This is a genomic window from Hydrogenophaga sp. 2FB, from assembly GCF_005503365.1.
In the GTDB taxonomy this organism is placed as follows: domain Bacteria; phylum Pseudomonadota; class Gammaproteobacteria; order Burkholderiales; family Burkholderiaceae_C; genus Hydrogenophaga.
This window is the reverse complement of the sequence record NZ_SCML01000095.1, coordinates 1-13,234: the sequence shown is the minus strand read 5'-3', so window position 1 is coordinate 13,234 and position 13,234 is coordinate 1. Positions and strand designations below refer to the sequence as shown.

General features: G+C 58.3%; 12 protein-coding genes. 4 read left to right on the top strand and 8 right to left on the bottom strand.

The features are described from left to right. Positions 1–244: 244 nt before the first annotated feature. The 8 genes from FFS09_RS29805 to FFS09_RS29770 all read right to left on the bottom strand — a co-directional run bounded on the left by FFS09_RS29805 (position 245) and on the right by FFS09_RS29770 (position 8,378). Positions 245–1,942 (bottom strand): GMC family oxidoreductase, encoded by a 1,698-nt coding sequence (locus FFS09_RS29805; RefSeq protein WP_137922525.1) that lies wholly within the window; start codon positions 1,940–1,942, stop codon positions 245–247. Positions 1,943–1,961: 19 nt separating this feature from the next. Beyond that, entirely contained in the window at positions 1,962–2,672 is a 711-nt protein-coding gene (locus tag FFS09_RS29800; protein WP_137922524.1) for a dienelactone hydrolase family protein, read from the bottom strand. 23 nt (positions 2,673–2,695) lie between these two features. Next, positions 2,696–4,093, bottom strand: a complete 1,398-nt coding sequence (locus FFS09_RS29795; protein WP_212745183.1) for an MmgE/PrpD family protein — start codon at positions 4,091–4,093, stop codon at positions 2,696–2,698. Positions 4,094–4,200: 107 nt separating this feature from the next. Next, positions 4,201–5,016, bottom strand: a complete 816-nt coding sequence (locus FFS09_RS29790) for an IclR family transcriptional regulator (RefSeq protein WP_137922522.1) — start codon at positions 5,014–5,016, stop codon at positions 4,201–4,203. Positions 5,017–5,094: 78 nt separating this feature from the next. Then, a complete protein-coding gene (locus FFS09_RS29785) occupies positions 5,095–6,312 on the bottom strand; it encodes a CaiB/BaiF CoA transferase family protein (RefSeq protein WP_137922521.1) in 1,218 nt (405 codons plus the stop codon). 43 nt (positions 6,313–6,355) lie between these two features. Then, complete coding sequence (locus tag FFS09_RS29780) at positions 6,356–7,327, bottom strand: hydroxymethylglutaryl-CoA lyase (protein WP_137922520.1); 972 nt, start codon at positions 7,325–7,327, stop codon at positions 6,356–6,358. Positions 7,328–7,366: 39 nt separating this feature from the next. Next, complete coding sequence (locus FFS09_RS29775; RefSeq protein WP_137922519.1) at positions 7,367–7,855, bottom strand: hotdog family protein; 489 nt, start codon at positions 7,853–7,855, stop codon at positions 7,367–7,369. 4 nt (positions 7,856–7,859) lie between these two features. Next, positions 7,860–8,378 carry an FAS1-like dehydratase domain-containing protein gene (locus FFS09_RS29770; RefSeq protein WP_137922518.1) on the bottom strand — a complete coding sequence of 173 codons (519 nt, stop codon included), beginning with the start codon at positions 8,376–8,378 and terminating at the stop codon, positions 7,860–7,862. Between the two features lie 180 nt (positions 8,379–8,558). Between FFS09_RS29770 and FFS09_RS29765 the strand changes: the two genes are divergently transcribed. The 4 genes from FFS09_RS29765 to FFS09_RS29750 all read left to right on the top strand — a co-directional run bounded on the left by FFS09_RS29765 (position 8,559) and on the right by FFS09_RS29750 (position 13,178). Next, the gene (locus FFS09_RS29765; RefSeq protein WP_137922517.1) at positions 8,559–10,121 is read left to right on the top strand and encodes an acetolactate synthase large subunit; all 1,563 of its coding nucleotides are present in this window, start codon (positions 8,559–8,561) and stop codon (positions 10,119–10,121) included. A 33-nt stretch (positions 10,122–10,154) separates the two neighbouring features. Next, positions 10,155–11,381: an acyl-CoA dehydrogenase family protein gene (locus FFS09_RS29760; RefSeq protein ID WP_137922516.1), complete on the top strand. Its 1,227-nt coding sequence runs from the start codon at positions 10,155–10,157 to the stop codon at positions 11,379–11,381. Positions 11,382–11,425: 44 nt separating this feature from the next. Beyond that, positions 11,426–12,580 (top strand): acyl-CoA dehydrogenase family protein, encoded by a 1,155-nt coding sequence (locus tag FFS09_RS29755; protein WP_252374570.1) that lies wholly within the window; start codon positions 11,426–11,428, stop codon positions 12,578–12,580. A 97-nt stretch (positions 12,581–12,677) separates the two neighbouring features. Then, a complete protein-coding gene (locus FFS09_RS29750; protein ID WP_137922514.1) occupies positions 12,678–13,178 on the top strand; it encodes a DUF2889 domain-containing protein in 501 nt (166 codons plus the stop codon). Positions 13,179–13,234 lie beyond the last annotated feature (56 nt).

Genomic DNA, 13,234 nt, shown 5'->3' with positions numbered 1-13,234 from the left:
ACGCCTGAAAAAGTGAACAGGAAAACCAATGAAATCAAGGGCTTATCAGACCACCCCTACGCCAGTGCTCGATCTCCTACCGTCACTTTTGACAACGAAAACAAATCGACCCCCTCACCCTGATGGAGTTGAAAGCCTGCGTAGCCTTGGCAAATTGGGATTCTGGGGCGATATGCCTCATGGCCGCGGCCGGGCATGGCCGACCGGATGCGTGAAATCTCGTCCTTTTGGGGCGAGGTGGATATCAACCTGCCGTGCCGATTAGATCGGCCATCTTCTCCGCGATCATGATGGTCGGCAGATTCGTATTGGTACGAGTGATCTCGGGCATGAGCGAGGCATCGGCTACGTACAGGTTGCGCATGCCAATGACTCCACCACGCGGGTCCACCACCGACTGCACATCACCCTCTGCACCCATCCGGCATGTACCTACCGGGTGAAAGGTGGAACCGACGTTGGCACATACGTAGGCCTCCAGCGCATTTTCGTCGCGCAGCAACTGCGACACGGGAGGTGCATCCTGAATAAAGTTGCGAATGATGAATCGGCGTGCAAGCGGCGAGCTCTCCATCAGAATGGCCCCCGCTCTTGTCATAGCGGCGTTGCGGAACGTGTTCTGCTGAATCAGTCGTACTCGGGCTGAGTAGCTGCTAGGGAAAGGATACGAGGCGTACCTTGAAACTCCCTCGCTTTCGTACAACCGTGCCATGCGGCGAAAGGCATCCATCATGCGACTACGGTCGCGTTCGTCTGCCAGCCAGTTGAAGGACACGTCCGGACCAGCTGCTAAACCTTGAGATGACAGCGTCACCGTGCCGCGCGAGTATGCATATGCTAGGTTGGCCGCCAGAGTGCCGATGCGTTGGCCAACCGCGTGCCACGAGGAGCGGCATACGGCCATCATGATCATGTCGCTGTTCCAGCCTGGCGCCATGCCAGAGGTGTACCGCAGGTAGGCAAAGTTGCGCCGCGCTGCACCAGAGGAGCGAGCACTGCGGCTCAGATAGGCTGATATCGATAGGAGAGGGTGGTCCTGCAGGTTTTGTCCCACGCCGGGGCGATCGACCACAACTGGGACACCGTGTTCTGCCAGGTGCCGTGCGGGACCGATGCCGGAGGCCATTAGTAGCCATGGTGTGCGGAGTGTTCCTGCACTCAGAATCACGTTGTCCGCAGTTACGATGCGTTGCGCACCTGTCTCATCGCGCACTTCAACGCCGATGGCGCGCCGGCCTTCGAGCACCAGCCGCAGCACTTCCGTGTGCGCCAGAATCTGCAAATTGGGCCGTGCGCGCACAGCGTCCGTAAGGTAACCCATGGCGGTGGACACGCGCTTATGTCCATCATTGGATACGGGGATGGGCGCGAAGCCGTCGTCCCACATGCCGTTCATATCCGGCATGTACCCATAACCTTGCTGCTCCCACTCATGTGCCACGCTGCAGGTGAACGGGTCCCAGTCTTCGCGAAAGAAGCGTCGTATTGGGATGGGGCCATTGGCGCCGTGCATGTCACCGGGAAAATGTGTGTCCGACTCGAGCTTGCAGAAGTAGGGCAACACCCCTTCCCAGTCCCAGCCGGTAGCACCCAGACTACTCCAGCGGTGGAAGTCCACGGGCATGCCGCGCAAAGCGACCTGACCGTTGATGCTTGAGCCGCCTCCAATCACGCGGGCTTGCTCGTAGCGAATGGGCCGGCAAGACTTTTCGTTGAGGTATGGCACGTCGTCCCCACGGCGCACCTGCAGATCCCAGAAATACGCGCGGTTGCCAAGGGCTCGACCTGCATAGGTGTCCAGAATGTCATCGGGCGTCGCGCTGGTGGGGAAGTCGGCACCGGCCTCGATGAGTAGGACATTGTTGCCGGGCCTGGCAGAAAGGCGGTTGGCCAGCACGCAGCCGGCGGATCCACCGCCAACGATTAAGTGGGTGAAGGGCATAGATGCGGCTGTAGAGCCGTCAAAAAAGGTGCTGCGCGAGAAATGTCAGTGCCCGACCGTGGCCAAGTGCTGCGCTATTTGGGTGATAGGTGCCACGGTCCCAGCAGTTGAATCCGTGATTTGCACCTTCGTAAACGAACACCTCGGCATTCTTGTCCGAGACGGCAGCGCGCACGCTATCGACGGCGGACCCCGGAATGCTTTCGTCCTTAGCGCCGTAGTGAAACTGGATTGGGCATTGCAGCTTAGACGCTAGTGCCAGTTGGTCGTGGATTCCACCACCATAGAACGCCACTGCAGCGTCTACGTCTGTAATCGCCGCTGCCGTGTAGGCTAGGCGACCGCCAAGGCAGTAGCCGAGTGCACCGGACTTGCGGCCTGTTGTTTCTGGGCGGGAGCGCAACGCCGCGAGGGCCGATCGGATATCCGCTTGCATCTCTTCGGGAACCAGAGCTTTCATCATTGCCACAGCTTGGTTTCGGTCTTCTCCGTCATAGCCCAAGGCCACGCGCGCTTGCTGGCGCCAAAACAAGTCGGGTGCCAACACGACGAAACCGTCCTGCGCATACTGCTCGGCCACGCCCTGGATATGGTCGTTGACCCCGAAGATCTCCTGGAACAACAGAATGCCGGGGCCGGTGCCTGCGGGTGGCAGGGCGAGATAGGCGTCGTAGGTCTGGCCTTTCCCGCCGTCTACCGAAATCCATACGGTTTTCACTTTCTTGGTCATGTGGTCCTTCTCGTTCAGGTGAATCAGGCCGCGAGCGCAGCCGGGTGGTGAAAGTCAGTAATCGACGACGATGCACTCAAAGTGGAAAGTGCGCGCACGTTCCCAAGTGTTTCAATCGCGCTGAGCATCACGAACAGTGCATCTCCACCGATGTAGTTGCCGGCTTGGCAGCAGTCGAGAAACTTCTGTCGAAGATGTGTGTGGGGTTTGACGAACTTGAGGTCACCGCTGTCTATATGCCGACCGTCTCGCATGCTTATCTGCACGCGATCCGCCAAGGGCGGTGTCCCATCTGAGTTGAGAGGCAGGTGCGTGAAGTGAATCTTTGCGAACATCGACTGCACTAGGTCGCTGGCGACAAAGCGATCATCTAGATCTCGCAGTCCGACCCAACCGCGCAACAGTGCACAGGTCACCGCAAACTGAATGCTGAACTTCGCCTCCAGTGCGGTTTTCGGCCGATCGAATCGCAGCACTCGCGCCTGGGTGCCGCGCACGGCAACGTCGATGCGCTCCACGTCCTCTGGCTTGAGTGCGTGCTCTAGGGCTAGCTCCAACACAGAATCGATTGGTCGATGTGATGAAAAACATACTGGGTATTTCTTGAAGAGCAACGGCGTGTTGGTGGAGAACCAGCGTGTTCCCAGTCCAGTCGCCGAGTCGCGGTTCACTTCCCCTCCCGTGGACAGCGCAGCCAACAGGCCATCAGGCGCGCCGATCGCGTCGTCGCCTGCAGTGATTCCCGCCTCGGCTAGGTCCACGGCTGTGACGGCCGCCGCCGCTGCCCGGCCTGCGTGCATCGGTTTGGTCATAGAACCGAAATTGGCTACCACGCCGCCGGTGAAACTGGCGGACAGCGATAAGGCAGTGCTGGTCCTATCAAGATCCAGTCCGCGCAGAAAGGCGACGGAGGCTGTGGCGGCCACTGTGCCCATGACCGCTGTGGGATGCCACCCTTTGTCGTGATACGGGCACTTCTCACGACTGTGCAGTTCGCCCCAAACCTCGTAGCCCAGCACATAGGCTTGGAGTGCACGCATGCCGGAGGCTCCGCCCCGTTCGGCCTCGGCCAAGATGGCCGGTACCAGCACCGTGCTGGGATGCGCGTTGAATTGCACATCGTCGTAGTCCAGAGCATGCGCGGCTGTGCCATTGATGAGCGCCGCCGTTGAGGCATCCCGCTGATCGCTATTGTTCAGCAGCAAACTGCAAGCGGCACCCTGTTGCACTGGCATGGTCTTCTTCAGGATGCCCACTACCGGTTCGTGACCACCTGCAAGCATGACGCCGACCAGGTCAATGAAAGCCGCTCGTGCGAGCGCTATGGACGCAGGAGGAACGGCTCGGTCGGAGAAAGAGTAGACGAAGCTCGCGATCGAATGGGTTAGGTTGTGCATGACATAGAGACCGTTGTCATGCATTCTTGCGCAGAGTTGAGGATGCGCGCAATCCTGCGGATAAATAATTTGCAATGCAAATTATTGACGACGGCCATGCACCTTAAACGGTGCGAAATTGTGTGCGTCTGTCAGGTTGGGCGGCCAGCGAGTGCGACTGTGATCTTGCGTGCGAGTCGACCAATACGTGGACCGATTTCCTCACGAAGCAACTTTGGTTTCAGGTTGGGGCCGCCGCACGACACTACATACTGTGGTCTGCCCTGTTTGTCGAAAGACGCAGCAGCCACTGCGTTGACGTCGGGATGGTAGAAACCTTCGTTAAACACAAAGCCGTTGGTCTCCATATTAGTCGCGGCAGCTTCTACGGCGGTGCGCAAGGCCGTCCATCTGTTGCTAGCTTGATATCTGAGCTTCTGCAGGGTCTCGTCGCGTGTTCGTGAGGGCAAGCCAGCAAGGTATGCCCAGCCGGCTGATGTGGTGGCAATCGGTAGCCGGGAGCCGACAGATAGGTTGATCAGCAGGTGACCATCACCCTCTGCCCGCTTGACAATGAGAATGTCATCCTGATCCACGATACCCAAGGACACCGCAGCCCCCGTTTGCTTGGCTAGCTGCATCATTTCGGGCAAGATCATCTCGCCGATATCGGTGGAGTTCAGTGCGTATTGTCCGAGACCGAGTACAGACATGCCGATGCGAAGCTTGTCGCTGTCGGGCGCCTGCACTAAATAGCCCAACTGTTGAAGCGTATAGCACAACCGCCACACGGTCGGCTGTGGCAGTTTGGTCATGTGAGCAATTTCGGTGGTGCCGAGTTGCGTGTGCAGGGCGTCGAAGCAGCGCAGGACGGACATGCCGCGCGCAAGCGCTGTCACGAACTGTCGGTCGGTCGCGCTCTTAGGTTTGCGCACTGCGGCGGTTTTTTTGGGGGCAGAAGCGGCCATGTATTCCCTGCGAAAAGCGGATTGATTACTCACAAAGTGTAACCAACTTCCCGCTCCTCTCCGTTTCGGAAAACGGCCTCAAGACACCTTTACGATCCCACTCCGATGAAGTTTCTGAATCTCGCCTGTGCTGAAGCCGGCTTCCACCATGAATTCCAGCGTGTCGGTGCCAACTTCGTGCCGGCCCAACCAATTGATTTTGCCTGGGGCATTGCGGAAGCGGGGAACAACCTCCTGTACGACAGTGTCACCGAGCACCGGATCGGGAATGCTGACCACAGAACCACGCTGCTGGACGTGCGGATCCTTGAGAATTCCTTCAATGTCGTTGACTGGCGCCGCCAGGACGTCGAACTCGTTTAATCGTTCCATGATCTCGGCCTGCGTATGCAAAAGCATCCAGGCTGCAATCATGCTATCGCATTCGTCCACGCGCTTCAGGCGTTCCCGATTGGTTGCCCACGCTGGATTGGTGGTGAGATCCTCTCGGCCGATGGCCTGGAACAGACGCATTGCTGGTGAATCGGCCGCGCTGGACACGGCGATCCAACGATCATCTCTTGTTTTGTATGTGTTGCGCGGAGTTGACCAGCGAGCTCGATTGCCCTCGCGATTGGATACCACGCCTCCCTTTGTGAAATTGATCAGCATCGGGCCAGTCATACTCAACAGCGGCTCATAGAGGCTGATGTCGATTTCATCGCCAATGCCACCGTTGCGATCGCGTGCCCAAAGTGCCGCAAGAACGGCGTACGTGCCGGTGAGTGCCGCCACGCCGTCAGCCAGTGGGAATGAAGGCAGAGTAGGTGGTCCGTCTGGTTCGCCGGTCACGTGGGCATAGCCGCTGAAGGCCTCCGCGAGTGTGCCCACGCCCGGACGCTCGCTGTAGGGGCCAGTCTGGCCGTAACCACTCACGTGCAGCATGACGAGCCCCGGGTTTACCTTGCGCAGTGTGTCGTAGTCCAGTCCCCACTCTTTCACGCGACCAGGTCGGAAGTTTTCGATGAAGACATCGGCTGTGGCCAGTAGGCGGCGAACAATGTCCGCACCTTCTGGTTTCTTGACATCGACACCTACCAGCTTCTTGTTGCGTGCGACAACACTCCACCACAGACTGTTGTCGCCTTGGCCCAGGCCGCGAACGACGTCTCCCTTGGGATGCTCGATCTTGATGATCTCCGCGCCCAAATCGGCAAGGTTGGTGGCGATCAGCGGGCCGGCGAACAGCATGCCCAGCTCCACGACGCGCAAACCTTTGAGAGGTCCGCTCCCTTGAGATTCTTTGTGATTTTCCATCGGTGTAATGTTGTTTCGTTGTGTTGTGTACTCGGCCCCGATTTCACGCGGCTTTGGCCGTCGCGATCTTGTCGCGCAGGGCTCGCAGGCTTCCCCCCTTCATTACCGAGCCTGGCAGAGGGCGCCCGACGATCTCCTCGGCCAGCCGTGCGGATTCCAAGAGTGTCTCAAGGTTCACGCCTGTCTCGATTCCCATTTCGTCGCACATGAAAACTAGGTCTTCCGTGCAAACGTTGCCGGCCGCGCCCACGTGACCTGCGAATGGACAGCCGCCTAGGCCTGCGACCGCAGCGTCGAAAGTCCTCACGCCCATCTCCAAGCCTGCGTAGGCATTTGCGATGCCCATGCCACGGGTGTCATGCAGGTGCAGACAGATATCCAACTCGGGGTGCATGTCCTGCACAGCGCCCACCACGCGCTTGATCGAACGGGGTGTTGCCCATGCCATGGTGTCCGCTAGCATCATCGTCTCCAACTTGTAGCCGTGTGCCATAGCAATTTCCTTGGTCTGCGCCACGGTTTTCAACACTGTTTCTGCGGAGATGTCGCCAGCGAAGTTGCAACCGAATGCCGCCATGACTGCGCCACGCAGAACGGGTACGTTATGCGCCTTGAACATCTCCATGGTCTTGTGCTGCAGCGGAATGTTTTCCTCCATTGTCCGGTTCTGATTGCGTATCAGGAACGGTTCAGATGCGCATAGCGATACGGAGCCCTTGACCTCCAGGCGACCGCTATCTATAGCACGCTTGAGGCCCTTATCGTTGAGCCACAGGCCCACGTAGCTGATGCCTGGTTTCTTGTGAAATCCCTCTACGACCTCCTCGGCATCGGCCATTCCTGGCACCGCCTTTGGGTTGACGAACGAGACAATCTGGATGCGATTCAGTCCAGTTTCCGAGAGGCTGTCGATCAACTCGATCTTGCGCGCCGTTGGGATAGTCCCTTTCTCGATTTGGAAGCCCTCGCGCGGGCCCTCCTCGTTGATCTGGACTCTTGTGGGAAGTGATGCCATGGTGCTGTACTCCTAAAGGCTTTTGGTAAGGGCTTGAGTTCAAGCGGTGGTGGTCTGTGTGGGCGGCACGAACGGATAAGGAACTGGCCTGCCATTCCTGAACGGGAGTGCTAGGGTGGCTTCGCCAGGGGTGCTCTCTTTGCCGTCCTTATTAACAATGCCCAAATCGAGGACCACAAGACCATAGTCCTGCAGACGCTCGGTGGACTTGACCCTCCCCCAGACGTGCAAGGTTTCTCCTACGGAGTTCATGGCGCGGAACTGGAAGCTCACCTTCCAAACCCAGCCCTCGCGGCCGGCCCAGTCTTTGACCATCTGAACCACGAATTGCTGCTTGAGTGAGCCGTTGATCAGCAGGTCGGGGAGCTTGTCGTGTTCGACTGCAAAGCGGCGGTCGTAGTGAATGCGATGCCAGTTTTCCATGGTTGCGGACCAGCGGAAGAGATGGATTTCCCCTAGCGGCCCCTTCGTGAGCCATGGCAGTTCCTGACCGACCCAAACGTCATCAAAATACTGTTGTTCTGCCATAGTCTTATCTCCTGATCGTGGTGTTTCTGGAGCGCATCAGAAGCTCTCCGTCGCCGGTCATGAACTCGTATAGCCGCACCACCAAGACCATCGGCCCCTTGCTGGAAGCCTTCTCGGTGATGTCGGCATAACTCAACTTGACGCTGACGCGCTCTCCGTGACGTGCATAGCGGAAGAACTCGAACTCTGACCCGCCATTCAGTGAAGCCAGATTCGCCAAAGGCCTGATGGCGGGAAGGTTTGCAACCGGAACGATGCCGTCGAACAGAGGGTTTTGCGCGTTGTCCTGGATGGGATCGGGAGTGCCCAGCGGGCGGCGCACCATATGGTTTGCGAACAGTGGGGGCGCTACTGGGCCGCCGAAGCGGCGATTGGCGTCATTCGTCTCACCCAAGTAGGCTGGATCCTCATCCATGATGGCTTGGGCATAGCGCCGCACGGCGCCGGACTCGACCGCGTCACATGCGAATTCGGCTTTGGTGGACAGCCCTATGTAGGACCGCACTTCGTCAGTGACGAGCATGTTTACCCTTTAAATGATTTGCAGAGTGAATCGGCAATTCGAAATGATACCGAGGTGTGCTTCGACTGTCAATGCGACGTTGTCCCGTTGACGCACTGGTTTTGTGGGGATATGATCAAAACTCTTTTAATGCGAATACATGATTCGCAGAGCGAGTAATAGAAACCAACAGGAGACTTCATGCAGCAACGCAACGGTGCGGAAACGCTCGTCGAAACACTTCTGGCCGGCAAGGTCGATGTCTGTTTTGCCAATCCCGGTACCTCCGAAATGCAGTTCGTCGCCGCGTTGGACAAGATCCCAGGCATGCGCTGCGTGCTCGGTCTGTTCGAGGGCGTAGTTACCGGTGCAGCCGACGGCTATGCACGCATGGCGGATAAACCAGCTTCCACCTTGCTTCATCTCGCGCCTGGGCTTGGTAATGGGCTGGCAAATCTGCACAACGCCAAGCGCGCTCAAGTACCGCTGGTCAATATCGTGGGCGAGCATCGCCAAGGCCACAAGGTCACCGATTCACCACTGACCGGCGACATCGAGGGCGTAGCGCGCACCATGTCCGCCTGGGTAAAAACGTCCACCTCTGCGGATTGCGTAGCCGCCGACGCGGCCGAGGCCATTCGGGAGGCCAACTCTTTGCCGGGACGAATCGCGACGCTAATCATGCCCGCCGACACGGCATGGATGCCGGCCAGGCCGCACGATGCGCTCGACTTTTCTACGCCTAAGGCAACGCTGCCTGCTGCCGAACAATTTGAGGCAGCCGTGAAGGCACTGAAATCTGGTGAAAGTGTTGTGCTGGTTCTGGGGGGGCGTGCGCTACGTGCCGCTCCACTGGCATTGGCCAGTCAGATCGTGCAGTACACGGGCGCGAAAATGCTTGCCCAGTATTCCAATGGACGCATGGAACGTGGAGAAGGGCGTACCGCCATATCCAGAACCCCCGCGCCGGTGGATGAGGGTGTAGCGACCTTCAAGGATGTCAAGCACGTCATCCTTATCGGTGCCAAGGTGCCAGCTCCGATGTTCGGCTATCCCGGAAAGCCCGACTACCTGATGGCACCAGGCGCCAACCTGGTAGAACTCACCGCGCCCACAGACCACCTCGAGGAGACCCTGCGCGAACTCGCGCAGCGTGTCGGCGCAACAGGCATTGCGCCAATTCTCGAAGTGCGCCGGGAGTTGGCACTGCCGCAGGGTGCGCTGACGGCCGACAATGTGCTGCGCACCATCTCCGCGCTGATGCCTGAGAACGCCATCATTGTGGACGAGTCCATCAGCGCAGGCCGCTCATTTTTCCCGGCTTCCATGGGCGCTCCAGCTCACGATTACTTACAGCTCACTGGTGGCTCGATCGGTAGCGGGTTGCCTATGTCCACGGGTGCGGCAATTGCTTGCCCGGAGCGCGTGGTAATCAATATGGAAGGTGACGGTAGCTCCATGTACACCATCCAAGCGCTTTGGACCCAAGCGCGCGAGAGGCTCAATGTTGTTACGGTGATATTCGCCAACCGCGGCTACCAGATCCTCAGAGGTGAGTTGGTAGGCGTAGGTGCAAAGACCTGGGGCGAACGTGCAGAACGCATGCTTTCGATCGTCGACCCGGACATCAGCTGGGTGAAGCTCGCGGAAGGCATGGGTGTGGAGGCCGACTCGGCGGACAACTGCGAAACGCTGGTGAAGCTGCTCAGGCATGCCGTGGCACGGCCTGGCCCGTTCCTTATTGAGGCCAGGATCGGTCGCTGACCAAGTACATCAACATCAAAGAGCATACATCTCATGGATTTCAGTTTCAGCGAAGAGGAAGAAGCACTGCGCCTAGAGGTTCAGTCATTCATTCAAGAGCATTTCACTGAGGAGGTTTTGGCCGACCTCACCACAGGAAAGCGCGGGCGAGGTTTTGGTCCGCGAGCTGCCCCGATTTTCAGAAAGATTGCCGAGCGTGGCTGGAATGCCATCGCCTGGCCAAAAGCCTATGGCGGTCAGGGAGGCAGCCGAATCACTCAGTTTCTGGTGGAGGAGGAGTTCTACCGCGCCGCACAAGTCGTGATCGGTGGCGGAGGTACCGGAACGCCTGCAGTACTGGCATCGGGTACGGAAGCACAGAAGCAGTACTACGTACCTAGGGCAATTCATCGCGAAATCATCTTCTGCCAAGGCTACAGCGAACCGCACTGTGGGACTGACTTAGCCGGCGTGCGCTGTAGAGCCACACGCAACGGCACTGGTGAGGACTCGCACTATGTTGTTAATGGTCAGAAGATCTATACGACCAATGCGCAGGTTGCGACTCATGTCTTCCTGTTGGTGCGCACTGACCCTGAGTCAAAACGCCATGCCGGACTTTCAATCCTCTTGGTGCCGATGGACACGCCGGGTATCACAGTGCGTCCCCTGCTCACATTGCAGAACAATCCGGGCGGACCTGCTGGTACGACCTACGGAGAGGAGCGCACCAATGAGGTCTTCTTCGATGATGTGAAGGTACCGGTGTCTTGCCTGCTGGGCGAGGAGGGTGATGGTTGGGCAGTCTCGCAGCGAGGTCTAAATCTGGATCGCGTGGGGGCATGGCGCTACCTGATATCGGTCAAGCGCGACGAGGACATCGTCAACTGGCTGAAATCCGATGATGTCCGTGCCGCCCCGTTGCGTTCTGATGCTTCGGTGCGAGACAAGGTGGCCGAGCTGTGGATTGAAGGCCAAGTGTGTCGTCTGATGACTATGCGCAGCATGACTATTGAACAGCGAGGACAGGCTTTTAGTTACGAAGGTGCCGCAGAGAAGGTTTGGGCGCCCGAGCACGGAGTGCGTACGACCGAGGCCATTGGCCAAATCCTCGGGCCGCATGCGCAGCTTCTTAATGGGTCGCCTGACAACTTGCAGGAGGGCCTGTATGCGCACAACCTGCTCTCGGCATTCCAGTCGACTGTCAACCATGGCAGTGTGCAGGTCATGCGTGACCAAATAGCCCGCAAGGGACTTGGGCTGCCCAAGTCCCGCATGTGAAAACCCCAAAACATGTCCTCTTCCAAAATTGAAAGTTGAACGCCGTGGATGTATTACCCGACGAACAGGAAACGTTGATCCAGGAAACCGCGCGCGAGTTCTTCGCAGCGGAATCGACGCCTGCGCTTGTGCGCGCGACAGAGACAAACCCCAGCCGGTACAGTGCCCAGCTGTGGCAGAGAATTGCGGAACTTGGTTGGCTGGGGATCAGCCTGCCTGAAACCTATGGAGGCCAGGGTTTGCCACTGGCCTATGCCGGTCTTTTGTTGGAAGAGGCAGGGAGATACATCGCACCAGTCCCTCTGCACGGAACCTTGGTGGTGGCGCAGGTGCTGGCTCGTCATGGTTCGGATGCTCAGCGCGCCCTGCTACGTAGGGTGATCGATGGTGACCTAATCCTGTCATATGCTGTACAAGATCCGTTGGGGGCTTGGTCGTATGACAGCCCAGGACTCACAGGGCGGCGTGACGGTGGATACGTCGTTCTCAATGGAAGTTGCTCTTTCGTCGACGGTTTTCGCGCCTCCGGCATGTGCCTAGTCCTTTACCGGATGGAGGAGGGTGGCGTAGCTGCAGCGCTCGTGGATACGGGGGCACCAGGCGTCTCGGCCGTGGACTACGTTACTACTGCAAAGGACTCACAGGCTCGCGTGAACTTCAGCGACTTGCGCGTTCCTCTATGCGACGTCGTGGACGAATCGGTGCGGGCTGAGGCACTGGCGCGGGACCTCTTCGACATCGCGACTGCGCTCATGTGTTCGCAGTTGGTCGGTGCCACCCGACGCGACATGGAGTTCGCTGTCGCGTATGCCGCGCAGCGCGAGGCGTTCGGCCAGCCAATCGGTGCGTTTCAATCGATTCAGCATTTGTGCGCTGACATGTTGATCGCCGTCGACGGCGCGCAGCTTCTTACACGAGAGGCTCTGTGGCGACTGGATCAGGGTATCCCCGCCTCAGTTGAAGTTTCTCAGGCTAAGGCGTTTGCAAGTGACAAGTGTGTGTTCGTGGCGCGTTCCGCGCAGCAGATCCATGGTGGCATTGGCTTCATGATGGAATGCGACCTGCAGCTCTGGTACCGCCGTATCGTTGCATGGAGTTTGCGTTGTGGCACCGTGCGCGAGCACCGGCAGCGGGTCGCTGCGGCATTGCTGGATCAGCCGGGCAAGGTTCGCCTTGGGATGCCACTCGAAATCGGATGACGAGACCTTGATTTACCCCATCCCGATACCTATACGGTCAGATCATCGTTGTCGGTGGCCGAAGGACTCAGGAGCTCGATTGACGAGGAGATATGCCATGGAGACAACGCGAAGCCTGCCCCCTTCCGTAGAGCGTGAACACATCCATTCTCGCCACGTAGAGAGTCATGGATTTCTGCGTGCAGATGGGCTCTGGGACATCGAAGCGCGCATCAAGGACACCAAGACTTATTTCACGCGAAACGCCGATGGAAGAGAGAGGCAGCCCGGCGAGGCCCTTCATTACATGGAGGTGCGGCTGACGCTGGACGACACACTGAAGGTATTCAATGCGATTGCCATCATTACCGGTAGTCCTTTCGACGAATGCTCCGATGCTGCCAATCCGGTGCGTGGCCTCATTGGCGCTACTGTGGGCCCTGGCTGGCGCAAGGCTATTGATGAGGCGATGGGTGGCGTGCGAGGTTGCACGCATGTGCGCGAGTTGATACTTGCAATGGCTACCGTGGCCTACCAGACCATTCCAAACTTCCGCGCACACGGGGTCGATTTGTTTTCGTTGTCAAAAGTGACGGTAGGAGATCGAGCACTGGCGTAGGGGTGGTCTGATAAGCCCTTGATTTCATTGGTTTTCCTGTTCACTTTTTCAGGCGT

Bases quoted from the DNA above. Each gene is read 5' to 3' on its own strand.
- FFS09_RS29795 (WP_212745183.1), bottom strand. From the start codon at position 4,093: ATGCATGACAACGGTCTCTATGTCATGCACAACCTAACCCATTCGATC.
- FFS09_RS29790 (WP_137922522.1), bottom strand. From the start codon at position 5,016: ATGGCCGCTTCTGCCCCCAAAAAAACCGCCGCAGTGCGCAAACCTAAG.
- FFS09_RS29770 (WP_137922518.1), bottom strand. From the start codon at position 8,378: ATGCTCGTCACTGACGAAGTGCGGTCCTACATAGGGCTGTCCACCAAA.
- FFS09_RS29805 (WP_137922525.1), bottom strand. From the start codon at position 1,942: ATGCCCTTCACCCACTTAATCGTTGGCGGTGGATCCGCCGGCTGCGTG.
- FFS09_RS29775 (WP_137922519.1), bottom strand. From the start codon at position 7,855: ATGGCAGAACAACAGTATTTTGATGACGTTTGGGTCGGTCAGGAACTG.
- FFS09_RS29800 (WP_137922524.1), bottom strand. From the start codon at position 2,672: ATGACCAAGAAAGTGAAAACCGTATGGATTTCGGTAGACGGCGGGAAA.
- FFS09_RS29780 (WP_137922520.1), bottom strand. From the start codon at position 7,327: ATGGCATCACTTCCCACAAGAGTCCAGATCAACGAGGAGGGCCCGCGC.
- FFS09_RS29785 (WP_137922521.1), bottom strand. From the start codon at position 6,312: ATGGAAAATCACAAAGAATCTCAAGGGAGCGGACCTCTCAAAGGTTTG.
- FFS09_RS29765 (WP_137922517.1), top strand. From the start codon at position 8,559: ATGCAGCAACGCAACGGTGCGGAAACGCTCGTCGAAACACTTCTGGCC.
- FFS09_RS29760 (WP_137922516.1), top strand. From the start codon at position 10,155: ATGGATTTCAGTTTCAGCGAAGAGGAAGAAGCACTGCGCCTAGAGGTT.
- FFS09_RS29750 (WP_137922514.1), top strand. From the start codon at position 12,678: ATGGAGACAACGCGAAGCCTGCCCCCTTCCGTAGAGCGTGAACACATC.